Source organism: Methanobrevibacter sp. 87.7 (genome assembly GCF_002208625.1).
In the GTDB taxonomy this organism is placed as follows: domain Archaea; phylum Methanobacteriota; class Methanobacteria; order Methanobacteriales; family Methanobacteriaceae; genus Methanarmilla.
Genome location: NZ_MRCT01000005.1, coordinates 1 through 25,757 on the forward strand (window position 1 = coordinate 1; position 25,757 = coordinate 25,757).

Here is a 25,757-nt window from a genome sequence, read left to right on the forward strand (position 1 = left end):
GTTATAATATTATATTTAGTATGGATTAAAATAATATTAAAAAATTTTATCCTCAATTTTTAATTCATATCTATTCTTTTTAAAATTTTATAAAAATAATTAATTTAAATATTATAGTGGTTTAAAATGATTAAAGTAGAAAATTTATATAAAAATTATAAATTATCTGATGGTAATGAAATTATTGGAATTAAAAACATTAATCTTGAAATTAAAGAAGGGGAAATTTTAGGTATTATCGGTACTAGTGGTTCTGGTAAAACAACTCTTTTAAGATGCCTTAGAGGTGTTGAAAGGTTTGATGAAGGAAAAATTACTGTTGATGATGTTGAAGTTAATGCTGGGGATAGTAAATATTATTATAATCAACTTAAAAAAGTTACTGCAATTCATTTACAAAGGAATTTCGGTTTATGGCCTGCATCTTGTAGAGAAAATATTTTAAGAAAATTTTATGGTGCTAAATATGGTGATGAAGCATCAACTAATTTAAAAGAAGCTGAAGAAGAGTTTGGTGAAGAAACTGATAAACTATTAAAACTTGTAGGTCTTAAAGATAAAGAAAAATATTCTTCTCTTGTTTTAAGTGGTGGTGAAAAACAAAGACTTATTATGGCAAGACAATTAGCTAAAAGACCAAAACTTTTACTTCTTGATGAACCTGCTACTATGGCTTGTCCTAAAACTAAGCAAGAAATTTTAGATGCAGTTAAAAAAATCAATAAAGAATTAGGTGTTACTGTTGTAGTTGTTTCTCATTTACCTGAAGTACAAAAATATCTTGCAGATCGTATTGTTTTAATGGATAATGGTGAAATTGTTGAAATTAGTGATGATGTTAATGCTATTACTAATAAATTCTTAAGTGACATGGAACCTATTGTTGATATTGATCTTAAAGCAAGTGATGAGTCTATAATTAAAGTTAATGATATTAAAAAAGAGTTTTATGTTCTTCAAGCAGGTGTTAGTTTACAAATGGAAGATATTAATTTTGAAGTTAAAAAAGGAGATATTTTAACTTTACTCGGACCTAGTGGTGCTGGTAAAACTGTACTCCTCCGTATCATGGATGGTTTAGATGAAACTGATGATGGTAATGTTACATATAAACTTGAAAAAGATGATAATGGGGAAATGTGGGTAGATATTCATAAACCTTCTTTAAATAGGATGGATGTAAGACGTAAAGTTGGATTTATGTATCAAGAATTTGCTCTTCAACATTATGCAACAATTAGAGATCAACTTGCTGTTAAATTAGGTTATAAAAACAATCAAGTTGTTGAAAATGCTAAGAAAATTGCTAAAAAAGAAGGACTTTCTGATGAACTATTAGATTCTTTATATCTTTTAACTGATTTAACTGAAGATGAAGCTAAACGTAGATTAGAACAAGTAGGTATTATGCCTCAAAGTCTTGATGATTTATTCCCTAAATTCCCTGCTAAAGCAGTTAAAGAAACTGTTGCAGATTTATTTGAACATCTTGATTTATCATTAGATGTTCTTGATAGACGTTCATATGAATTATCTGGTGGTCAAAAAGTTCGTGCAATGTTGTCTATTGTTCTTGCATCTAAACCAGATATTTTACTTTTAGATGAACCTTTTGGTGATTTAGATCCTAAAACATTAAGAGTTGTATCTAATTCTATTAAAAAATTATGTAAAGAATATGGAATTACTATTGTAATGGTTTCACATAATACTGAATTTATGAAAGAACTCTCAAATAGAGGTATATTTATGAATGATGGTGAAATCCTTGATGATAGTCATGATATGGATAAATTAGTTAAAAACTTTATTGAATTCTGTCATGCAGACTACTTACTTGAAGATGAGTGATATTATGTTTAGTAAAATATTAATTGCAAGTGATGGTTCAGATACTGCTAATAAAGCTATTGATGTTGGTGTAAATATCGCATCTAAATATAATGCAGATATTGCTGCATTATATATTATTGATCCATTTAAAATGTCTTTTGATGATGGTGATGGTCAAGGTGGAGCTGTTCTTGATAGTATTACTGATAAAGGACATGAACATAATCTTAAAGTAGTTGAACATATTATTACTGCAGACCCTATTAATGATTTTAAGGTTATGATTCAAAAAATTGATCCTGATTTAGTAGTAATTGGACAGTTTGGAAATTCTTTAGATAATAGTGATAATGAGTATGAAAAAAATATTGGTAGTGTAGCAGCTAAAGTTCTTGAAGTTTCTCCTGTTCCAGTATTACTTGTAAAATAGTTATTATAAGTTTTATTTAAATTAAAACTTATTTTTTCTTTTTAACTATATTTTAAACTTTTTATTGTTTTTTAGTATTTTTAAAGTTTTTTTTTATTTTTTTCTATTTTGTGTTTTTTTTAGTATTTTTAAACTTTTTAACTATATTTTTCTATATTAATTTTTTATTATTTTTATTTGAATGGTTAAGTTTATTTATATTGAAATCATATTTTTATCTAATATTTGTAAATTTTATTGAATATATTTAATATTTTGAATATATGTATTAAAAAAATGAAAAAATGTTTATATCATATGAAACAAAATATTAAGTATAAAAGTGAGGTCATAAAAATGGCAAAATATAAATGTAAAATATGTGGTTATATATATGATACTGAAACTGGTGAAGAACGTAGAGATGTAGCTCCTGGAACTGCATGGGAAGATGTTCCTGAAGGTTTCAGATGTCCATTATGTGGTGCAGCTAAAAAAATGTTTAAAGAATTATAGAGGTGAAAATATGGCAGTATATGTATGTAAAGTCTGTGGATACAGATATGATGAAGATGCTGAAGGTGTAGCTTTCGCAGATTTACCAGATGACTACGTTTGCCCTGTTTGTGGTGTAGGTAAAGATCAATTTGCAGAGGAATAGATAGAATTATTTAATAATTTTATAATTCTTTTATATTTTTTTTATATTAATATCAAATAAAAACTACTAATCTAGCTTTTTTTTAATTATTTTTTTTATTTATTATTTTCAGGTGATAAAATGGTTAATGAGATTATGGAAAAAGCTTTAAATGAACAATTAAATGCAGAATTTTATTCAGCTTACTTATATTTATCAATGGCTGCTTATTTTAAAAATAATAATTTACCAGGATTTGCTAATTACATGGAAGTTCAAGCAAAAGAAGAACAAGATCATGCTATTAAATTCTATAATTACATTATTAGAAGAGGAGCTAAAGTTACTTTAACTACTATTGAAGGTCCTAAAACTGAATGGGATAGTAACCTTGAAGTTATGGAACATGTTTTAAAACATGAACAATATGTTACTAGTTTAATTAATGATTTAGTTGATTTAGCTATTGAACAAAAAGATCATGCAACTAATAACTTCTTACAATGGTATGTAAATGAACAAGTTGAAGAAGAAGAAAATGCTATGGATTGTTTAGCTAAAGTTAGACTTGCTAAAGATAATCCTCAAGTATTATATGATCTTAACAATGAGTTTGCTACCAGAGTTTACACTCCACTTGCTCCAGAAGATCAATAAATTAATTTCTTTTTCTTTTATTTTTCTTATTTTCTGTGTTTTCTTATTGTTTTTTGTGTTTTTTCTAATATTACTTATTTTTATTTAGATTTATATTATGTATGCTCTTTTTTACTAAAATTACTTGTTTTAATAGATATAATTCTTATTATTTTTTCTCTAATGTAGATGTTTATTTTATTTTAATTTCATATTTTATATGTATACTATTTTTCTAGAATTTGTATATTTTTTTATAAATTTTATAAAAATTTTATTTTTATCATAAAAAATTAGTTAAATATTTTATTTAAAAGAAATATAAATATAATAGTTTATTTAAATTAATAAAATTTTAAGATAATATATCATAATGAAGGTTTTATATAATGTTATGGGATGAAAAAGCCGAATGTATGGAAAGAGATGAAATTAATGAAATGCAATTAAAAAAGTTACAAAAAATTGTAAAATATGCATTTGATAATGTTCCATACTATCATAAAAAATATACTGAATGTGAAGTGTTTCCAGAGGATATTGAAACCTTAGCAGATATTGAGAAACTTCCATTCACTACTAAAGATGATTTAAGGGAATCTTATCCCTTTGGAATGTTTGCTGTTGATCGAAAAAAAATTCTTGAAATTCACTCTTCAAGTGGAACTACAGGTAAACCAGTTGTAAGTGGTTATACTAAAAAAGATTTAGATTACTGGTCAGAGCTTATGGCTAGAGGATTAACTAATTGGGGACTTACTGATGAAGATATAGTCCAAAATACTCATGGTTATGGTTTATTTACTGGTGGTTTCGGTATTCATTATGGTGCACAGAAAATTGGTGCAACAGTTGTACCAATATCTACTGGTCAAACACGTCGTCAAGTTGAACTTATGAATGATTTTAATACTACTTGTTTAGTTGTTACTCCATCATATGGATTATATATTGGTGAAGTTGCTAAAGATGAAGGTTATGATCCTAGAAAATTAGGTCTTAAAGTTATTGGTTTTGGTTCAGAAATGTGGACTGAAGAAATGAGACAAAGACTTCAAGATACTTTCGGTGTACCTGCATATAATATTTATGGTCTTACTGAAATGATGGGTCCTGGTGTAGGTATTGAATGTACAGAACAAAATGGTTTACATATTGCTGAAGATTTCTATTATCCTGAAATTATTGATTCAAATACAGGTAAACATTTACCTGAAGGTACTAAAGGTGAACTTGTATTAACTAACCTTCAAAGGGAAGGTATGCCTATTATTAGATTTAGAACTAAAGATGTCACTGCTTTACATTATGAACCATGTAAATGTGATAAAACATTTTGTAGGATGGAAAGAATCACTGGAAGAACTGATGATATGATTAAAGTTAAAGGAGTAGCTGTATTCCCATCTCAAATTGAAAAAGCTCTTCTTAAAGTTTCTGAAGCTGAACCACATTATCAAATTATTGTTACTCGTCCAGATACTCTTGATCAAATTGAAGTTAAAGTTGAAACTTCTCCTGATTTATTTAGTGATGATGTAACTGAAATGTTAGGTATTCAGAAAAAAATAGGTGAATATATTCAAAATGAGATTGGAATTAAAGTTAAAGTTACTCTTGTAGAACCTAAATCTATTCCAAGAAGTGAAGCTAAAGCTGTAAGAGTTATTGATAAACGTAATTTTAATAATTAGGTTTTTGTTTATTAGGTAATAATTGGTTATTTATAAAATTAGGTTTTTGTTTATTAGGTAATAGTCGGTTTTTTATAAGATTATTAATAAACATAATTTTGATAACTAATGTGTATTGTAAGAATTATTAATAATAAATATTTATTAATAATTTCTTATAATGTTTATAAATGTAATTTTTTTAATAAGGGATTCTTATGAATTTTAAAGACAATTATGATGATTTAAAATTAAAACAACTTTCAATTTTTTTAACGAATAATAAAGGTAAATTATATAAAGTTTTAAACTTACTTGCAGAAAATGATATTAATATTAGAGCATTATCACTTGCAGATACCTCTGAATTCGGTATTTTAAGATTAGTTGTTGATAATCCAACTAAAGGTCAAAAAGTACTTGAAGAAAATAATTATACTTTTAAAATTTCTCCAACTATTGGTGTAGAATTAAATGATATTCCTGGTGGTTTATCTAGTATTTTAAAAGTATTATATGATAATGATATAAATCTTGATTATCTTTATGCATTTACTCATGAAAAAACTGATAATGCTATTGTACTTTTAAGTACTCATGATTTAAATTTACTTATTAAAGTTTTAGATGAAAATAAAATTTATATTGTACCTTCTGATGAAGTATATCATTTATAATTTTTATTTCTAATCTATTTTTTATTTAATTTATTATTTTTATATTTAATTTTAATTAGACTATTTTCTTTTTTTTTTATACTATGATTATTTTTTAATATTTTTTTATTTTGATTATTAAATTTTTTAGTATTTTTTTAATATTTCGTATATTATGTTAAATTTTTTCTTAAGTATTATAGTTATTTTTTTAATTTTTTCATGAAATTTATTAATTATATTTAAATTAAAATATAAAATTATATAAGCTTTTTTTGTTAAATATATTGGTATTAATATTATTATTTTTAAGGTGGGTATTTTGTTAGATTTAAAATTTCCTAAAAGTTTAGATAATAAAACTCAAGGTTTTGTATATGAAGAACTTATGGATAGTATAAAAAAAGGATCTAAATTATCTATTATTTCAGCTTATTTTTCTATTTATGCTTATGATAAGTTAAGAAAATATTTAGATAAAATTGATAATTTAAATTTCATTTATAAAGATCCTAATTTTAATAAAAATTTTAATAAAGAGTCAAGAGAATATTATATTGATTATAATGATTTGTTTAATGGTAATTATGAAATTAAACTTAAAAATCAGATGACTCAGTCTTCTATTTCTAAAGATTGTTCTAATTGGATTAAAAATAAAGTGAATATTAAATCTTTTAAAAATCCAAATCAAGCACAACCTCGTATGATTTGTGTTGATAATGGGGATGATTCAAACATTGCAATTACTGGTAGTGTTGATTTTACACCTGCAGGTTTGGGTCTTAGTCCTTCTTCTAGAGAAGATTCTAATTTATGTATTTATGGTAAAGAGTTTACAAAGGCTTCTTTTGAAGTTTTTGAACGTTTATGGAATAATAATGATCTTCTTAAAGATGTTAAAGAAGATGTTTTAAAACAAATGGAATCAATGTATAAAGAGAATTCAGTAGAATTCATTTACTTTTTATCTTTATATAACATATTTAGTAATGATTTAGATTCTTTAAATGAAGATAATATAATTAGAAAAGGTAATAAACTTAAAGAAAGTCAAATATGGAATAAATTATATAAGTTTCAGGAAGATGCTGTAATTGGTATTATTGATAAAATTGAAAAATATAATGGTTGTATACTGCAGATAGTGTAGGTTTAGGTAAAACTTTCACTGCACTTGCAGTTATTAAATATTATGAATCTAGAAATGATAGAGTTCTTGTTTTAACACCTAAAAAATTAAGGGATAATTGGATTATTTATACACAAAATGATAAAAGAAATATTTTTAGTGAAGATAGATTTAATTATGATGTTTTAAACCATACTGATTTAAGTCGTGATGGTGGTAAATCTGGTGATATTGATTTAAAAACTATTAATTGGGGAAACTATGATTTAGTAGTTATTGATGAATCACATAATTTTAGAAATAATCCTGCTGTTAATGATAGAGAAACAAGATACCAAAAATTAATGAATCAAATTATTAAAGGAGGTCATAAAACACGTTTATTAATGTTATCTGCAACACCTGTAAATAATAAGATGACTGATTTAAAAAATCAAATTGCATTTATTACTGAAGGTAATGATTATGCATTAAAAGATTTTGGAATAGATAGTATTTCAAATACTTTAAGAAAAGCACAAAGAGTTTTTAACACCTTATCTAAAATGTCTGAGGAAGAAAAAACTAAAGGTGATTTTTTAGGTTATTTTGATTTAGATTATTTTAAACTATTAGATACTCTTACTATTGCACGTTCAAGAAAACATATTGAAAAATATTATAATTTAAATGAAGTAGGTCAATTTCCTAAAAGATTAGAACCTATTAATGTTAAATCTGAAATTGATATTGAAGATTCATTTTTAAAGTTAAGTGAAATTAATGATGAAATTTCAAATTTAAATTTAGGAATTTATTCTCCAATTAAATATGTTTATCCAAATTTACGAGAGGTTTATGAAAATAAATACGATATGGAAGTTAAATCAGGTAAAGGACATTTTAAACAAAGAGATAGGGAAGATAATGTTGTAAGCTTAATGAGAGTAAATCTTTTAAAACGTATGGAAAGTTCTATTGAATCATTTAGATTATCTATATCTAGACTTCTTGAAAATATTAATAATACTTTAGAGCTAATTGATAATGGAGAATTTTATAATCAAAATATTGATATTAATTTAATTGATCCTGAGGAAGATGAATATGATGATATGATTTTTGGTAATAATGTAAAAGTATTATTACAAGATATGGATTTAGTTAAATGGAAAGAAGATTTAAATTGGGATAAGGATATATTAATAAATTTACTTAATGAATCAAATAAAATAATTCCAGATAGGGATGCTAAATTACATGATTTAAAATCTAAAATTGTTGAAAAAGTTAATAATCCAATTAATAAAGGAAATAAAAAAGTTATTGTCTTTACGGCTTTTGCAGATACTGCAAAATATTTATATGAAAATATTAGTAAATGGGCTTTAAATGATTTAGGACTTCATAGTGCATTAATCACTGGGTCAAATAGTAATAAAACCACTTTAAAAAAATATGTTACTAACTCTAAAGATATTAATGATATTTTAATTAACTTTTCACCTATATCTAAAGAAAGAAATCATATTTATCCAGAATCTGATGAAGAAATTGATATTTTAATATGTACTGATTGTATATCTGAAGGTCAAAATTTGCAAGATTGTGATTATTTAATTAATTATGATATCCATTGGAATCCAGTTAGAATTATTCAAAGATTTGGAAGAATTGATAGAATTGGATCTTGTAATAATAAAATTCAATTAGTTAATTTCTGGCCAAATATGGAACTTGATGAGTATATTAACCTTGAATCTCGTGTTAAAAATAAGATGACTATGGTTAATATTAGTGCTACTGGTGAAGAGAATGTAATTAGTAAAAAGCAATCTATGAATGATTTAGATTATCGTAGAATTCAATTACAAGAACTTCAAGAAAGAGTTATTGATTTAGAAGATATTTCAAATTCAATCTCTATAACTGATTTAAATTTTAATGATTTTAAGGTTGAATTAATGAATTATTTAAAAGAAAATGAACAAGAACTTGAAAAGTCACCTAAAGGAATATATGCTATAATTAATATTTTTGATGATTTAATAGATGAGATTGAACCGGGAGTTATTTTTTTACTTAAACAGACTTCAGGAATAACGGAAGTTAAAGAAAGAAATCCATTAAGTCCATATTATCTTATATATATTAATGAAAATGGTGAAGTTAAACTTAATTATACTAAATCTAAAAAAATTATGGATTATTATAAAAAGTTATGTTTATCTAAAAATAAGGTTTTACAAGATTTAGTTAAAGAATTTGAATTAGAAACAGATGATGGAAAAGACATGACTAATTATTCATCATTGCTTAGTGAATCTATTGAAAATATTTTAGGTGTAAAACAAGAAGTTGGTGTAAAAAGTTTATTTTCTAAAGGTGGAACTGTTAATGTAAAACAAGATATTAATGGTCTTGAAGAATTTGAGTTAATAACATTTTTAATTATTAAATAATTATTAACTTTAAGTTAATTATTAAATTAATCCAATTTTTATAAAATATCTTTAATTTATATTTTTTTTATTAATTAATTTTTATATGGATATTTTTGGGGGAAAAATTAATGGATGATAGAGAAGTATTAATTTATCAAAATTTTTTTAATTTTCCAGATGATTGTAAAGTTGATTGTGTAATTTCTAAATCAGAGATAATAAAAGAAGGAGATTTAAAAACTAGTGATAAAAATCTTTTTACTAAATATGTAAGGCAAATAAAATGGTGTTATAATTTTTCAAATGATACAATAAGATTAACTGAATATGTAGATGATTCAAAAAGTTATGAAGAAGTTCAGGTAATTAATGTCATTTTAAAAGATGAAAATTTTGATGAATTAGATAATCCAAATTATCAATTAAAAAATTATTTTAAACAAGATAATAAAATTGATAGAATTGTTGAAATAATATTTAAGGTTATTAAATATCCTCAAGTTATTGTAGTTCAATATAAGGATAATATAAGGTTATTTATGACTAATATTTCAAATAATCTTATTGATTCTACAAAATATACATTAGATGAAATTATTAGTACTAATTGGATAAATTTAAATAACAATAATAGATTTGTTAAAGAACTTTTTAATAATTTAAATTTAGATAATTTAAACTTTAAAAATGCTTATACTTTTTATAATAGTATGTTTGATTCATTGATTAAATATAATGGTTCATTATTAGTAAATCATGAAGTAAATTTACCTCCTGATCAAATTCAAGTTATTACTGATAAAATTGTTGAATTAAATAAAAAAATTATTAATATTAATAATGGGATTAAAAAAGAAACTCAATTTAATAAAAAATTAGAAATGAATATTGAGATTAATAAATTGAAGAATGAAATTAAAGAATATGAAGAAAAATTATTAATTAATTAAGTTATTTTTATTTTATGGTGTTGATATAATGATAGAGACAAAGTTAGATGGTGAAAGTATGGATGTTGTTTTGGATAATGTTTCTAAGTTGAAGGAGATTTTTCCTGAGGTTGTTGATGAGGATAAGATTGATTTTGAGAAGTTGGAGTTGATTTTAGGTAATGATATTGAAATTGGTGCTGAGAGGTATAGTTTTACTTGGCCGGGTAAGGTTCAGGCTATTAAGGAGTCTCAAAAGCAGTCTACTGGTACTTTAAGGCCATGTAGGGAGGAATCTAAAGATTGGGATACTACTGGTAATCTTTATATTGAGGGAGATAATCTTGAGGTTCTTAAGTTGCTTCAGAAGTCTTATTATAATAAAATTAAGTGTATTTATATTGATCCTCCTTATAATACGGGTAATGATATAATTTATAAAAATAATTATAAAGATAATCTACAGAATTATTTGGAGCTTACGGGTCAGGTTTCTAAAGTAGGAGAGAGAGAGAGAGAGCAATGGTATTAAATTGAGTACTAATACAGAAACTAATGGTCGTTTTCATAGTAATTGGTTGAATATGATGTATCCTCGTCTTAAATTAGCAAGAAATCTTTTATCTGTTAATGGTTGTATTATATTAGCAATTGATCATTATGAATTAAATAATTTAATTGATATTTGTAATGAAATTTTTGGTGAAGAAAATAGATTAGGTATTATAACAGTTGTTCATAAACCTGAAGGTAGACAACATGCTAAATTTTTTTCTGCTTCAAATGAGTTTATGCTAGTTTATGCTAAAAATAAAAATTTTGTTGAATTTAATAAAGTTGTTTTAAGTGATGATAAATTTAAAGAGTTTAATGAAAAAGATAATATTGGTCATTTCAAATGGAAGAATTTTATAAGAGGAGATACAACTAGAAATAAAAAACCTAAAGCATTTTATCCAATTTATGTTAGTAAGGATTTAAAAGATATTACATTAACTAAAAATGATAATTATATAAAAATTTTACCTGTTGATAATAAAGGTAAACAAAGAGCTTGGATTGTATTACCTAATAGATTTAATGATAAATTATTTAATAATGAAATAAAAGCAGAAAAAGATAAAAGTACAGGTAAAGTAAATATTTTTTATAAAATTCGAGAACAACAAATTTTAACAACCCATTGGATAGATAAAAAATATAATGCAACAGCTAATGGAACTAATGTTTTGAAAAATTTAATGGGGGGAAAAATTTTTGACTTTCCTAAATCTATTTATTTAGTTGAAGATATTTTAAGAATAGTTTCAAGTAAAAATGATATAGTTTTAGATTTATTTTCTGGTTCAGGAACAACGGCGCATTCTGTAATAAATATGAATAATAAATATGATTATAACCAGAAATTTATAATGGTTCAATTACCTTATCCTTCTAATAATGAGTCTGAAGCTTATGATTTGGGATATAAGAATATTTGTGAGATTGGTAAGGAGCGTATTCGTCGTGCTGGTGATAAGATTGTTGAGGAGTCTGGTAATACTGATTTGGATATAGGTTTTAAGGTTTTTAAGTTGGATTCTAGTAATCTTGAGAAGTGGGATCCTGATTATGATAATCTTGAGCAGACTTTACTCACTAATGTTGATAATATTAAATCTGGTAGGAGTGATGAGGATTTGGTTTATGAGGTTATGCTTAAGTATGGTGTTGATTTGACTTTGCCTATTGAAGAATATAAGTTTGGTGATAATATTGTTTATTCTGTTGGTTGTGGTGCTTTGCTTATTTGTTTAGATGATATTATTACTCAGGATATTGTTTCTAATATTATTGGGCTTAGTGAGGATGCTAGTGTTAGTCGTGTTATGTTTAAGGATAATGGTTTTGTTTCTGATTCTGATAAAACTAATATTAAGGAAACTTTAAGTTCTAATGGAATTGAAGAATTTATAACAATATAAAATTATTTTTATTTAACTTTTAGAAATTATAAATTGTATAAAAACTTAGTAATATATAATGGTGATTTTAATTAATTATTTATGTAAAATTTATTATTATATATTTATTTTTTTAGTAAAGGATATTAAATTAAAAGGAGATTAAAATGAAGCTTAAATTTGATCCTAATTTGGATTATCAAAAAGAAGCTATTAAAGCAGTTACTGACTTATTTGAAGGTCAATCTTCAATGACTTCATATTTTTCTATAAATGGTCAAATGGGATTTGATTATGTTAAATATGATTCAGATAAAAATAAATATTCTAGACCAAAACAAGTATTTGGTCAAGGAGTTGCTAATAAATTAACTTTAAATAAAGAAGATATTTTAATTAATTTAAGAAAAGTTCAAACACATAATAAATTAGCTCCAAGTGAATCTTTAGATGGTTTAGATTTTAATATAGAAATGGAAACAGGGACTGGAAAAACTTATGTTTATCTTAGAACTATATTTGAATTAAATAAATTATATGATTTTAAAAAATTCATTATTGTTGTTCCTAGTGTTGCTATTAAAGAAGGAGTTTATAAAAATCTTCAAATAACTCGTAATCATTTTAAAGAATTATATGATAATGTATTGTATGATTTTTTTGTATATGATAGTTCTAAATTAGAACAAGTTAGAAATTATTCAACAAATTCTAATATTCAAATAATGATTATTAATATTGATGCATTTAATAAAAGTTTTAAAGATCCATCTAAAGAGACTAAAGCAAATATTATCCATAGATCTCAAGATAAACTTAATGGATATAAACCTATTGATTTAATTGCTGAAACTAATCCAATTGTTATTATTGATGAACCTCAATCAGTAATGGGTGGTAAAGGTGAAGAAGCTATTAATAGTTTAAATCCATTATGTACTTTAAGATATTCTGCTACACATAAAGAGATTCAAAATTTAATTTATAAATTAGATGCTGTTGATGCATATGAAAAGAATTTAGTAAAAGGTATTCAGGTAGCTAGTTTTGAGTCTTTAGATTATCATAATAAAGCTTATTTAAAATTAATTAGTACTGATAATAAAAAATCACCTATAACTGCAAAAATTGAAGTTGATGCTAATATTAATGGAAGTATTAAAAGGAAAACTGTAACTGTAAAACAAGGTACTGATTTATCTGAAGCTAAAATAACTAATAGGGATATTTATCAAGGGTATACTGTAGATGAAATATATTGTGAAGAAAATAATGAATATGTTTCTTTCACTCAAAAAGGAGATATTTTAAGAATTGGTAAACCTGTTGGTGATATTGATGATATTGAAGTTAAAAAGGCTCAAATTAGAAAAACTATTGAAGAGCATTTAGATAAAGAATTAGAATTAAATAAACGTTTTACTAAAGAAGAATTATCTAAAAAAGGAATAAAAGTTTTAAGTTTGTTTTTCATTGATAAAGTATCTAATTATCGTCAATATGATGAGGAAGGTAATCCGATTAATGGTCCTTATGCAGATATATTTGAAGATCAATATAAAAAAATAATTCAAAAGCCAAAATACAGTACATTATATAATGATATTGATTTAACTCTTAGTGCTGAAGAGGTTCATAATGGTTATTTCTCAGTAGATAAAAAAGGTAGAGTAAAAGATACTCGTGAAACTAAAAAAGGTAAACTTAGAGCAAATAAAGATGATGAAAACACTTTTAATTTAATTATGAAAGATAAAGAAAAATTATTAAGTTTTGATTCACCTCTTAAGTTTATTTTCTCTCACTCTGCATTAAGAGAAGGATGGGATAATCCTAATGTTTTCCAAATATGTACACTTAATGAAACTAAATCTAATATGAAAAAACGTCAAGAAATTGGTAGAGGTTTAAGATTATGTGTTAATCAGTTTGGTGATCGTATTCATGATAAATCTATAAATACTTTAACAATTATGGCTAATGAAAGTTATGAAGATTTTGCTAAATCTTTACAAACTGAAATGGAAAAGGATTCTGGTATCAAATTTGGAATTATAGATAAAAAAGATTTTGCACATATTGTTATGGAAAATAAAAAAGGTGAATATAAACCAATTGGTGAACAAGGTTCCTTGGCTTTATTTAATCATTTTAAACTTAAAAATTATATAAATGGTAAAGGTAAAATTCAGGATGCTTTAAAAGTAGCTATTGATAAAGATAATATAGATATTCCTGAAAAATATCAATCTATTTATTCTGATATAGTTGAAGTTGCTAAAAAACACACTAAAAAAGTTCCAGTTAAAGATGCAAATAAAAGAAGAGAAGTTAAAATTAATAAAAGAGTTTATTTGTCAGAAGAATTTAAGGAGTTTTGGAATAAAATTAATCATAAAACAACATACTCTGTTGATTTTGATACTGATGAATTAATTAATAATTGTAGTAATGCTTTAAGGAAAGAGTTAAATATTCATTCTCCGAAATTGATTTATACTAAAAGTGGTTTGAGTATTGATGCTGGAGGTGTAACTGTTGATGAAAATGGTAAAATACCGCCTTCTGTTGTTTATACTGAGGAAGAAGAAGTTGCTCTTCCAGATATTATTACTTTTCTTCAAAATGAAACTTTCCTTACTCGTAAAACCATTGTTCAAGTTTTAATTCAAAGTGATACTATTAATCAATTTAAGAAAAATCCACAAGAATATATGGAAGAATCACTTAAAATAATTAAACGTAAATTAAATGAAATGTTAATTGATGGTATTAAATACACTGAATTAGATGATTATTATAAACAGGAATTATTTAAAAAAGAAGAACTCTTTGGATATCTTGAAAAAAACATGATTAAAAGTGAACATTCTGTATATGATTATGTTGTATATGATAGTACAGTTGAAGAAGAATTTGCTCGTAATTTAGAAAAAGATGAATCTGTTGAATTATATGTAAAATTACCCGGATGGTTTAAAATAAATACTCCAATTGGTGGTTATAATCCTGATTGGGCAGTTTTATTCAAAGATGAAAATGATAAACATAAATTATACTTTATTGTTGAAACTAAAGGTACAACTGATTGGTATAAATTAAGAGGTAGTGAAAAAGATAAAATAAGGTGCGATATTAAACATTTTAAAGCTCTTGGAAATCAAATCAAATTTGAAGTAGCTAATGATTATAGTAAACTTAAAATAGATATGGGTTAATATAGCTAATCTTTATCTATTAATATTTTTTTTATTATATAATTTCTATTTTTTTTAATTTTTATTAATTCTTTTTTTATTCTTATAAATAATTATATAAAGTCTAAACTACTATATTTTTAATGTATAAATATTTTTAAAAAGATTTAAAATTTTATAAAAATTATTTTTATTATTATTAATTATTTTATTTTTATGGAGGAAATCACGTGGAATTTACAAGACCAAGAGGTACTAGAGACTTTCTTTTTGATGAGATATCACAAAGGAAGCAAGTAGAAAACAAATTAAGGAATGTTTTTGAAAATTATGGTTATGGGGAAGTTAACACACCATTATTTGAGGAATTAAAATTATTTACTACTAAATCTGGAGAAGAAATTGTAGATCAATTATATAATTTTAAAGATAAATCTGATAGGGAACTTGCATTAAGACCTGAAATTACTGCAGCTATTGCAAGATTATATCTTAATGAATTATCTAAAACAGTTAAACCTATTAAACTTTATTATTATGGTAGTTGTTTTAGGTATGAAAGACCTCAAAAAGGAAGATTTAGACAATTTTGGCAATTTGGTTGTGAACTTATAGGTGCTAAATCTCCTGAAGGTGAAGCTGAAGTTATTGCTATGGCTAATGAATCAATTGAAGAATTAGGTATTGACACTGCTGAGATTCATATTAATCATTTAGGTATTATTCGTGGTTTATTTGCTCATTATGGTATTTCACAAGATAAATCTCGTGAAGTTATGATTGTTGTAGATAAAGGTGATAAAGATTTATTAAAAAAGTCTTTAACTGGTGAAGATGCAATCCTTGATAATATGGAACTTGCTAATATTCTTCTTGAATTAATTGATATGGTTGGTACTAGTGATATTTATGATGATATTAAAGGTTTAGTTGGTCAGTTTGATGAATGTTTAGAACCTCTTGCAGAATTAAAAGATTTAATTAATACACTTAAAAGCTTTGGTGTTGATAATTATAAAATAAATCTTGGTGTTGCACGTGGGCTTGACTATTATATTGGTATTGTATTTGAGATTTATGTACCTGAATTAGGTAGTCAAAAACAAGTTTGTGGTGGTGGAACTTATAGTTTAATTAAACTCTTTGGTGGAGATGATGTTGTAAGTACTGGATTTGCATTTGGTTTTGATAGATTAATGGATGCTATTGAAGCTTGTGGTAAATTACCTGAACCTGATAATAATGTTGATGTATTTGTTGCACCAATTTCAAAAGAAACTAGACAAATTTCTTATAATATTGGTCAAAGGTTACGTAGTGCAGGTGTTGCAACTGATATTGATTTATCACGTAAAAAATTTAAAAAATTATTATCTTATGCAAATAAACTTGGTGTAAAATATACTATTCTTATAGGAAATAATGATGTTCAAAATAAACAGGTTACTGTTAAAGATATGGAATCTGGAAATCAAGAACTTGTAGATATTAAAGATGTTGTTGATTATATTCTTGATAAATTATAGTTGTTTGTGGTGTTGATTTATTTAGGGTATATTCTTGATAAATTATAGTTATTTGTAGTATTGATATCATGATATATTCTTGATAAGTTAATTTAGGAACTTGTATAAATAGTTCTTTTAAAATATATTTATTTAAAATATTTATTTGGTTAATAAGGGATATTATGGAATTTAATTTTAGAGATGAGAAAAATGGTGAAAAATTAATCATTGCTGTAGCTCAAGATTATCAAACTAATGAGGTTTTAATGGTTGCATTTATGAATAAAGAAGCTTTAGAAGATACACTTAAAACTAAAAAAGCACATTATTATAGTACTTCTAGAAATCAGCAATGGATGAAAGGTGAAAGTTCTGGAAATATTCAAAATGTTAAAGAGATTTATGTTGATTGTGATGCAGATGCTATTGTTCTTAAAGTAGATCAAGTAGGTGCAGCATGTCATGAAGGATATAAATCTTGTTTCTTTAGAGAAGTTAATAATAGTAAAGATTTAGATATTGATAATTTAACTGATGATGATATTAAAGTTATTCAAGAAAGATTATTTGATCCTAAAGAAATGTATAAATAGCTAAAAGGTTAATTTATTACATTTTTAAAATATTAAGTTTTTTTAAATATGTGTTTTAAGTTTATGATAAAATTATTAAGTCTTAAATAACTTGTTTTTAAGTTTAATAGCTATTAAATCTTAAATGAAGTGTTTATTAAATCTAAATTTTTATTAAAATATTTAAGAAGGGTAATTAAAATGGATTATGATTATGATGAAGAAGAATCAATAAGACTAGTACCAGATACTAGTGCAGTTATTGAAGGGATTATTTCTAAAGCCATTGAAGAATATGATTATCCGAAAATTATTATACCACAAGCAGTAGTTGCAGAGCTTGAATATCAAGCTAATAAGAAAAGGTCTACTGGAATTACAGGTTTACATGAACTTCAAAATCTTCAAGTTTTAGAGGATAATGGGGATATTGCAATTACTTTTGTTGGAAAACGTCCATCAAATTATGAGATATCACTTGCTAAAACTGGTGAAATTGATGCTATGATTCGTGATGTTGCAAGTAGTGAATTAGGCATCTTAATTACAAGTGATAAGATTCAGGCAGAGACTGCTAAAGCATTAGGAATTCCTGTAAAATATTATAAACAGAAATTTAAAGGAAATAATGAATTATCAATAGCTAAATATTTTGATGATTTAACAATGTCTGTTCATCTTAAGGAAAATGTAGAGCCTTATGTTAAAAAAGGTATGCCTGGACATATTAATCTTGAGAAAATATCCTCTGAAAAGATGACTTATAGTGAGTTAGAGGATATTGCTGAAGAGATTCTTGAGAAAGAAATATATGATCCTAAAACTTATCTTGAAGCAGATTTAGAAGGTGCAATGGTTGTACAATCTGGTGAGTATAGGATTTCAATTGCAATGCCTCCATTTTCTGAGGCTATGGAGATAACTATTGTAAGACCTGTTGCTGATGTTTCACTTGAGGATTATAATTTAAGTGAAAAATTAATGGAAAGATTAAAAAATAATGCTGAAGGTATATTAATTTCTGGTGAACCTGGTGCAGGTAAATCTACTTTTGCTCAAGCTGTAGCAGAATTTTATAAGGATAATGGTAAAGTTGTTAAAACTATGGAGTCTCCAAGAGATTTACAAGTATCTGATGAGATAACTCAGTATGCTCCTTTAGAAGGGGATATGGAGAAAACTGCAGATATTCTTCTTCTTGTAAGACCTGATTTTACAATATATGATGAACTTAGGAAATCATATGATTTTTCAATTTTTGCTGATATGCGTCTTGCAGGTGTAGGTATGATTGGTGTTGTACATGCAACAAGACCAATTGATGGTATACAGAGGATTGCAAATAGAATAGAGCTTGGTATAATACCTAGTGTTGTTGATACTACTATTTTTATTAAAGATGGTAAAGTTGAAACTGTATATGAGAATCGTTTAACAATTAAAGTTCCAAGTGGTATGGTTGAGTCAGATCTTGCTCGTCCTGTTATTGAAGTCCGTGACTTTGAAACTGGTGAGCTTAAAAATGAGATTTATACCTATGGTGAACAGACTATTGTTATGGATATGGATTTACTTGATAATCCTGTAGATAGTAATGAAAAAACTCCTGTTGAGAAAATAGCTGAAAGAGAGATTATTCGTAGGATGAAACATTATGTTCCTGGTGCAAATATATATGCAGATATTATATCACCAGATAGAGTAAATATCTATGTTGAAGAGAAGTATATTCCAAAGATTATAGGTAAAAATGGTAAACGTATTGCAGATATTGAAAGAGATATTGGTATAAGTATTGGTATGGAATCTATTGAAGATTTAATTAATGAGGAACCATTCCAAGTTGATTATTCAATTACTAAAAAACATATTATTTTCCATTTTGGTAAAGAAAATGTTGGAAAATCATTTGATATCTGTGTAAATGGTAAATATTTATTTACTGGTACTGTAAGTAAACATGGTGAAATTAAAATCAGAAAAACTCTTGATTTAGGTGAAACTATACTTGATGCTATTGATTTTGGATTCCCAATTACTGCAGTTTATAAAGATTTTTAAGTATTAAATTTATGATATATGGAGGATAATATGAAAATAGGTGCTTCAACTCTTGCTGTATTTAAATATGATTTATATGATTGTTTAGGATTTTATGAGGGTAATAAGATTGAATATGTTGAATTATTACATGATTATCCATTAAGAGATATGGATATTAATATTTTAAACTCTTTTAATCTTAAGTACACTATTCATTCACCAATTATTGATGTAAATATTTGTTCTTTAAATCCATCTATTAGAAAAGCTTCTATTGGTGAAATTAAACATTCCATTGATTTAGCAAATAGCTTAGATGTTGATATTGTAGTTGTACATCCTGGTAAAGTACCTTTCTTAGGTCAAGGTCTTGAAGATAAAATTGATAAGTTAAATAGAAATGCAATATCTGAGATTGGTAAGTATGCTTCTGATTTAGGGGTTAATGCTGTAATTGAAAATATGCCTTTAATTCCAGGTTTTACATATACAAGTCTTGAGGATATTACAAATCTTCTTGAAGATTTAGATATGTCAATGTGTCTTGATATTGGTCATGGTAATACAGTAGGATATGATGCTATTGAAATGTATTCTCCTCTTGTTAAACACATTCATGTCCATGATAATTTAGGTGATGATGATTCACATATGTCAATTGGTGATGGTAATGTTGATTTTAAAACATTACTTGATACTTATGAGTCAAATAATTATGATGGAATATATATGGTAGAAGTAAATAAAATAGATTCTATTAAAAGAAGTGTTAAAAAATTAAGAGACTATGATAAAACTGGTAAAATCTAGTTTTAAATAGCTAATTTTATTTTTAGTTATTATTAAATAGTTATTTTAAATAGCTATTTTTACTTATTAAATAGCTAATTTTTTTTAGTGATAATATGATTGATGGTAATACATTACTTTTTGGAATAGTAGGAGATCCTGTAGGACATAGTTTATCTCCATTAATGCATAATGCAAATATTGAATCATTAGGACTTAACTATGCTTATGTTCCATTTCATGTTAAAAAAGAAAATATTCAAAATCTTATAAGTGGAGCAAAAGCATTAAATATTCAAGGATTAAATGTTACAATCCCACATAAAATTGAGGTTATAAAGTATCTTGATGAGATAGATTCTTTAGCAGAAAATATTGGTGCAGTAAATACAATTAAATTTACTGATGGAATTGCAAAAGGATATAATACTGATGCTATAGGTGCAATGACTGCATTAAAAGAAAAAACAGATATTAAAAATAAAAACGTACTAGTTTTAGGTGCAGGTGGAGCATCACGTGCTATATCTTATGCTTTATGTGAGGAAGATGTTAATTCAATTACAATATTAAATAGACATATTAATAAAGCAGAAGCACTTGCAGATGATATTTCAAGTAAAACAGATTATACAGTTTCTTATGATTTACAATCTAATTCTAATAAATATCTTAAAGATACTGATATTATAATTAATACAACACCTAATGGAATGTATCCACATGTTGATGATAAACCATTAATTTATGCTCAAGAAATGAATAGTGATATGGCTGTATTTGATATAGTTTATACACCACTTGAAACTGGAATACTTAAAGAAGCTAAAAAGATTGGTGCTACACGTATATCTGGTATTAAAATGTTTTTATATCAAGGTGTTGAAAGTTTTAAAATATGGACTGGTATAGATGCTAATAGTAAAGTTATGGAGGATGTTATACTAAAAGCATCTGGTATTGATGATATTGGTGAGTTTTAATATTTTTATTTAATTAATTAACTTTATTTAGTTAATTTTACTATATTTAGTTAATTTTACTACTTAATTTAACTTTATTTAGTTAATTTTACTATTTTACTTAAATTTATAAACTATCTTAAAAAATGTGATTATATGGAAAATTTTTTATTTGATTTTAATATACCTGAAGAGGAAGAGACCTTTGGAAATTCAAAGAAAGATATTTTAAGATATTTAAGTGATATTGGTGTAGATACAAGATTTATATCATACACTTCAGATAAAATATATATTAATAATCTTCGTTTCTCAAAATTTTCAAGAAGAAGACAAAATACATTTGAAAAACATTTTCCTAATTTTAAAGTTATAAGATCATCATTATTTCAAGAAATAGTTACAAATGCATCAAGAGAACTTTCTAGTCATATTAAACCTAAAGTTAAAGTTCTTATACTAGATGATGCAAATCCATTAATACCTATTATACTTGAACCTTATACAAGAAAATATGGTATAAGTTTAGTATATGATGATAATGATGATTATGATTTAATCACTTCAAATAAAACCTTAGATACAGAAGTACATTCTATAGTATCTGAGATTTTTAGTGGTGAAGGTATTAGTTTTCCAAGAAAAAAAGAAAACTATATTTATCCACTTATTAAAGTTTCAAATTCTCAGATTAATGATTTTTTAGGTGAAAAACTAGTTTCACGTCCTTATGATGATGTTGCAGAAGAGTTTTTAGAATTTTTAGATGATACTGTAGCACAGTATAAACCAAATATTCTAGCATCTGTTGAATATCTTGAGAATAATCAGAAAATATAGGTTTTATAGTTTATAGTGTGATTTTTTAATTATGTATTTTATGGTAGTTTTAGTGGATATTTTTTAATTATATGGTTTATTGTAATTATTTAAGGGTTTTAAGGATATTTACATTTATATAAGAAAATAGCTAATTAGTATTTTTAAATTACTTTATGTGATATTATGGATTTTATAGCAACGTTACTTATTGCAATTGCTCTTGCTATGGATGCATTTAGTGTATCTTTAACAAAAGGTTTCACTTTAAAGAATATTAAATTTAGAGAAATATTATGGTATGGTATATTCTTTGGAGGATTTCAGGCTTTAATGCCTATTATGGGATGGACAGCAGGTATTCAATTTCAATGGCTTGTATCAACATTTGCATCATGATTGCATTTATACTTCTCTTTTTAATTGGTGCAAATATGATAAGAGAAAGTTTATCTTCAGATCGTGATGATGAAGGTGAAATTGAGGATAAATTTTCATTTAGTGAACTTACATTACTTGCAATAGCTACAAGTATTGATGCATTTGCAGTAGGTATAACCTATGCAGTATTAAAACAGGATGTTTTAATTCCAGTTATTGTCATTGGTCTTGTTGCATTTGGATTTACAATATTTGGTATATTTTTAGGTAAGAAAATTGGGGACTACTTTGGAGATAAATTCGAAATCCTTGGAGGTATTGTACTTATATTACTTGGATTTAAAATCTTATTTGAAGGTTTAGGTTTAATTAGTTTCTAATACTAAACTTTTAGATTTTTTCATTTTTTAGGAGAATATTTCTTTAAAACTTTTATATTTATTTTTATTTTATAGTTGAATAAAAAGAGAGATAATATGGATTTTAATGTTTTATGTAAAAAATTAGAAAAAGTTACAGATAATTATAAAGGTATTGAATTAAAATTAATAGATACTGATTCTATTGTTATTCAACCTTGGACAAGATTAAAATGTCAATATGGTTGTCCTAATTATGGAAAAACATTAACCTGTCCACCATATGCACCTAAAGCAGAAGAAATGTTAGGTATGGTTTCTTCATATACTAAAGCTATTCTATTTCAAGTAAGTTTATGTTTTATTAATAATGTTGGTGGAATTAGTAAAATCTCTGCAGAACTAGAAGAAGAATGCTCTAGATTAGGTTATTATAAAGCATTTGGTTTAGGTGCTGGGCCATGTATGCTTTGTGATGAATGTAATCTCGAAGAATGTATACATACTAAAGATGCTCGTCCAGCAATGGAAGCTTGTGGTATTGATGTTCATAAAACTATTGAAAATAATGGTTATGATATTTTAGGTATTGATAAAGAAAATGATAGCTATTTCTGTTATGGTTTAGTATTATTAGAATAGCTTTTTAGTTTTTAGAATTAGTTATTTTTATATTTTAGTTTTTATAGCTATTTAGAGTTTAAAATTACTTATTAAATTTATATAATATAGATTAAAAGTTCATATTGAACTTTAAAAATCTATAAGTATTGTCTTTTAGACTTTGCTTTATTAATCATTTTCTCTTTCTTTTTATATTGGTCTGATTTATATACATTTTTCTGACGATTAGTGTTTCCATGAGGCATTATTGTTACAAGATCTATTTTATTTTCATGACAAGCAAATATTAATTTAATTTCAGGATAATTTTTTGTACTAGGTGCAGGAAAGGTAACTGCATACTCATTTTTACCACTATGTTCATAATGTAATGGTTCCTTATTATATATTGTATCTACTATAAATTCTCTTGAAATACCATTATCATCTAGTCTTTTATTAAAATGCCTATTTTCAAAACACCATTCTATACTATTAGTGTCTCCAATTATAAATTTATCAAAAGCATTCATAAGAATTTCCCTTTTATAATTATACTTATTAAACTTATTTTTTTTATAAAATTTATATTTTACTTTAAAGTATTTTTTAAATTTCTAATATAATATATCTACATTTAAATTATTTGAAAAATATCTCTTTTTAATTTTATAATAACTTATTAAATAATTTTAAAACATATCTTTATATAAGTTGAAATAATTAAATTTATTATAAGAGAGTGTGTTATTATGAAAATTTTAGGTATTAATACAAGTCCAAGGCAAGATAGTAATGTAAAAGCTGCAATGGAAGTTGCTCTTTCAACTGCACAAGAAGAAGGTGCTGATACTATAATCATCAGTACAAATAAATTAGATATTTCACCATGTCAAGCTGATAATTATTGTAAAGAACATGATGGTCATTGTGCAATTCAAGATAATATGCAAGCTATTTATAAGAAAATTGAAGATTCTGATGTTATTGTATTAGGAACTCCAATTTATTTCTCTGATATTTCTGCACAAGCTAAATTAATTATTGACAGATTATACTCTTACTTTATGAATGAAGATTATCAGAAACTATTTTCAAATAAAAAAGTATACTTCATTACTACTAATGGTGTTGCTCCTGCTGAATCTTTTAAACCATCACTTGAAACCCAAATTAATGCATTTGTATTACTTGGTTTCCAAAAAGGTGATATTTTAAGTTTAGGTGGAAATAACGAGCCTGGAGCTTTTAAAGATAAAGATGATCAAATAGAAAAAGCAAAAGAGTTTGGTAAAAAATTAGTAAATTAAACTCTTTTATTTATTTTTTATTTTTTTTTAAGTATTAACTATTTTTATATTTTTTTTACTAGTTATTAGCTATTTTTAGATTTTAATTGTTTTTTATTTTACTAAAGTTTGTATTAGCTATTTTTTAGGTTTTAGTTGGTTTTTTTATTTATGTTTTAGCTATTTTTAGGTTTTAGTTGGGTTTATTTTACTAAAGTTTGTATTAGCTATTTATTTTAAGTATTTTATTAACATCTTATTTTAATAGAATTTTTATAATATTATAATATAATATACATATAATATAAGGTGATAATATGGATTTAAATTCAAAAGAAATAGCTAAGAAAATAGAGGATTATAGAGAAGATAATAGTTGCTCACAAGCTACACTTATGGGACTTTGTGAAGATTGTGATATAGATCTTGAAACTTTATCAAAATTAGGACTTGGATTTTCTGGTGGAATTGGTGGAACATTTGCTGAAGGTACTTGTGGTGCTATAACTGGTGCTGTTATGGCTTTAGGTCTTTTAGCAGATGAAGATGATATAAAACCTATGGCTAAACAGTTATTTAATGATTTTCAAAATAAATATGGTTCTGTAAAATGTGGTGATATATCTAAAAATGGTGAAGATAAGTCACCTTGTGTTGAGGTTTGTCTATTTGCAGGTGATAAAGTCTGTGAACTTTTAAAAGATTAATTTTTTTTTTTAATTTTTTATTTAGATATTTTTTATACTTTTTTTAAAATTTTTATTTTTATACTTTTTAGAAAAAAATTTTAAGTTCCTTTTCTATATTTTAAAAAAATCTTAAGTTTTATATAGATTTAATTTTTATTTTAGTCTATAATTTATATAAATTCAATTATATTTTATATTTGTATAATTTTTTTAATTTATTTTATTTTTTATTATATTATTTTATATTATTTTTAAACAAAATAGTATATTTT

At 24.8% G+C, this 25,757-nt stretch carries 23 protein-coding genes and 1 pseudogene; 23 read left to right on the forward strand and 1 reads right to left on the reverse strand.

Annotated features, from left to right (window positions below; translation table 11 throughout):
- Positions 1-126: 126 nt before the first annotated feature.
- The 21 genes and pseudogenes from BGI41_RS00480 (at position 127) to BGI41_RS00570 (ending at position 23,546) form a co-directional block, all read left to right on the forward strand.
- A complete protein-coding gene (locus tag BGI41_RS00480; protein WP_088538296.1) occupies positions 127-1,851 on the forward strand; it encodes an ABC transporter ATP-binding protein in 1,725 nt (574 codons plus the stop codon).
- 4 nt (positions 1,852-1,855) lie between these two features.
- Entirely contained in the window at positions 1,856-2,263 is a 408-nt protein-coding gene (locus BGI41_RS00485) for a universal stress protein (RefSeq protein WP_088538297.1), read from the forward strand.
- Positions 2,264-2,599: 336 nt separating this feature from the next.
- Complete coding sequence (locus tag BGI41_RS00490) at positions 2,600-2,758, forward strand: rubredoxin (RefSeq protein ID WP_088538298.1); 159 nt, start codon at positions 2,600-2,602, stop codon at positions 2,756-2,758.
- A 10-nt stretch (positions 2,759-2,768) separates the two neighbouring features.
- Complete coding sequence (locus tag BGI41_RS00495) at positions 2,769-2,903, forward strand: rubredoxin (protein WP_088538299.1); 135 nt, start codon at positions 2,769-2,771, stop codon at positions 2,901-2,903.
- 120 nt (positions 2,904-3,023) lie between these two features.
- Positions 3,024-3,539, forward strand: a complete 516-nt coding sequence (locus tag BGI41_RS00500) for a ferritin (RefSeq protein WP_088538300.1) — start codon at positions 3,024-3,026, stop codon at positions 3,537-3,539.
- A gap of 368 nt (positions 3,540-3,907) precedes the next feature.
- Entirely contained in the window at positions 3,908-5,212 is a 1,305-nt protein-coding gene (locus BGI41_RS00505; RefSeq protein ID WP_088538301.1) for a phenylacetate--CoA ligase family protein, read from the forward strand.
- Between the two features lie 197 nt (positions 5,213-5,409).
- The gene (locus tag BGI41_RS00510; protein ID WP_088538302.1) at positions 5,410-5,868 is read left to right on the forward strand and encodes an ACT domain-containing protein; all 459 of its coding nucleotides are present in this window, start codon (positions 5,410-5,412) and stop codon (positions 5,866-5,868) included.
- A gap of 301 nt (positions 5,869-6,169) precedes the next feature.
- Positions 6,170-7,000 carry a hypothetical protein gene (locus tag BGI41_RS08420; RefSeq protein WP_198945405.1) on the forward strand — a complete coding sequence of 277 codons (831 nt, stop codon included), beginning with the start codon at positions 6,170-6,172 and terminating at the stop codon, positions 6,998-7,000.
- Positions 6,979-9,420, forward strand: a complete 2,442-nt coding sequence (locus BGI41_RS00515; RefSeq protein ID WP_198945406.1) for a DEAD/DEAH box helicase — start codon at positions 6,979-6,981, stop codon at positions 9,418-9,420. The genes BGI41_RS08420 and BGI41_RS00515 overlap by 22 nt, the downstream gene beginning before the upstream one ends.
- Positions 9,421-9,530: 110 nt before the next feature.
- A complete protein-coding gene (locus BGI41_RS00520; RefSeq protein ID WP_088538303.1) occupies positions 9,531-10,352 on the forward strand; it encodes a DUF4391 domain-containing protein in 822 nt (273 codons plus the stop codon).
- A 28-nt stretch (positions 10,353-10,380) separates the two neighbouring features.
- Positions 10,381-10,863, forward strand: coding sequence for a DNA methyltransferase (locus tag BGI41_RS08425; protein WP_198945407.1), 483 nt, complete (start codon positions 10,381-10,383; stop codon positions 10,861-10,863).
- Between the two features lies 1 nt (position 10,864).
- Positions 10,865-12,295, forward strand: a complete 1,431-nt coding sequence (locus BGI41_RS00525; protein WP_198945408.1) for a site-specific DNA-methyltransferase — start codon at positions 10,865-10,867, stop codon at positions 12,293-12,295.
- 146 nt (positions 12,296-12,441) lie between these two features.
- Positions 12,442-15,492 (forward strand): type III restriction-modification system endonuclease, encoded by a 3,051-nt coding sequence (locus BGI41_RS00530; protein ID WP_088538304.1) that lies wholly within the window; start codon positions 12,442-12,444, stop codon positions 15,490-15,492.
- A 209-nt stretch (positions 15,493-15,701) separates the two neighbouring features.
- Entirely contained in the window at positions 15,702-16,997 is a 1,296-nt protein-coding gene (gene hisS / locus BGI41_RS00535) for a histidine--tRNA ligase (protein WP_088538305.1), read from the forward strand.
- A 164-nt stretch (positions 16,998-17,161) separates the two neighbouring features.
- Positions 17,162-17,572, forward strand: a complete 411-nt coding sequence (gene hisI / locus BGI41_RS00540) for a phosphoribosyl-AMP cyclohydrolase (protein ID WP_088538306.1) — start codon at positions 17,162-17,164, stop codon at positions 17,570-17,572.
- 180 nt (positions 17,573-17,752) lie between these two features.
- Entirely contained in the window at positions 17,753-19,612 is a 1,860-nt protein-coding gene (locus tag BGI41_RS00545) for a PINc/VapC family ATPase (RefSeq protein WP_088538307.1), read from the forward strand.
- Between the two features lie 30 nt (positions 19,613-19,642).
- Positions 19,643-20,404, forward strand: a complete 762-nt coding sequence (locus tag BGI41_RS00550; protein WP_088538308.1) for a sugar phosphate isomerase/epimerase — start codon at positions 19,643-19,645, stop codon at positions 20,402-20,404.
- A 95-nt stretch (positions 20,405-20,499) separates the two neighbouring features.
- Positions 20,500-21,366 carry a shikimate dehydrogenase gene (locus BGI41_RS00555; RefSeq protein WP_088538309.1) on the forward strand — a complete coding sequence of 289 codons (867 nt, stop codon included), beginning with the start codon at positions 20,500-20,502 and terminating at the stop codon, positions 21,364-21,366.
- Between the two features lie 135 nt (positions 21,367-21,501).
- Positions 21,502-22,185: an ATPase gene (locus BGI41_RS00560; protein ID WP_088538310.1), complete on the forward strand. Its 684-nt coding sequence runs from the start codon at positions 21,502-21,504 to the stop codon at positions 22,183-22,185.
- Positions 22,186-22,497: 312 nt separating this feature from the next.
- Positions 22,498-22,925: pseudogene (locus BGI41_RS00565) on the forward strand (manganese efflux pump MntP family protein).
- A 96-nt stretch (positions 22,926-23,021) separates the two neighbouring features.
- Positions 23,022-23,546, forward strand: coding sequence for a DUF2284 domain-containing protein (locus BGI41_RS00570; RefSeq protein WP_088538311.1), 525 nt, complete (start codon positions 23,022-23,024; stop codon positions 23,544-23,546).
- Positions 23,547-23,665: 119 nt separating this feature from the next.
- Here the strand turns inward: BGI41_RS00570 and BGI41_RS00575 are convergent, their stop codons facing one another.
- Positions 23,666-24,040, reverse strand: coding sequence for a DUF4258 domain-containing protein (locus BGI41_RS00575; RefSeq protein ID WP_088538312.1), 375 nt, complete (start codon positions 24,038-24,040; stop codon positions 23,666-23,668).
- A gap of 219 nt (positions 24,041-24,259) precedes the next feature.
- Here BGI41_RS00575 and BGI41_RS00580 point away from each other — a divergent pair, with 219 nt between their 5' ends.
- Together BGI41_RS00580 and BGI41_RS00585 are read left to right on the forward strand one after the other, a co-directional pair.
- The gene (locus BGI41_RS00580) at positions 24,260-24,817 is read left to right on the forward strand and encodes a flavodoxin family protein (RefSeq protein ID WP_088538313.1); all 558 of its coding nucleotides are present in this window, start codon (positions 24,260-24,262) and stop codon (positions 24,815-24,817) included.
- 296 nt (positions 24,818-25,113) lie between these two features.
- On the forward strand, positions 25,114-25,503 hold the full coding sequence (locus BGI41_RS00585) for a C-GCAxxG-C-C family protein (RefSeq protein WP_088538314.1): 390 nt from the start codon (positions 25,114-25,116) through the stop codon (positions 25,501-25,503).
- The last annotated feature ends 254 nt before the right edge of the window (positions 25,504-25,757 follow it).